The sequence below is a fragment of the Silvania confinis genome, assembly GCF_025564085.1.
Lineage (GTDB): Bacteria > Pseudomonadota > Gammaproteobacteria > Enterobacterales > Enterobacteriaceae > Enterobacter > Enterobacter confinis.
In genome coordinates this window covers 1-289 of the sequence record NZ_JAMGZJ010000011.1, presented here as the reverse complement: position 1 = coordinate 289, position 289 = coordinate 1, and the positions used below count along the sequence as shown (strand labels likewise).

Sequence of the window (289 nt, the reverse complement as noted above, 5' to 3'; positions counted from 1 at the left end):
AAACAGTTCGTGTCGTGAAAATTTGAGAGACTCGAACACACCGCTTATCTGCTCTTATTACGGAGAGCAGACACAGTGTGTCGTTTCAATTTTCAGCTTGATCCAGATTTTTAAAGAGCAAAACTTCTTAATGCACTCGAAAGTACATTCAGAAGTTCATCATTCATCAGACAATCTGTGTGGACACTACAAAGGCAGGTTCTTCAGGTAAGGAGGTGATCCAACCGCAGGTTCCCCTACGGTTACCTTGTTACGACTTCACCCCAGTCATGAATCACAAAGTGGTAAG

The 289-nt window shown here is 42.9% G+C and carries 1 rRNA gene; it reads right to left on the bottom strand.

The annotated features are described in order from the left end of the window. Window positions 1-208 precede the first annotated feature (208 nt). A 16S ribosomal RNA gene (locus M8013_RS00055) occupies window positions 209-289 on the bottom strand; the annotation flags it as partial.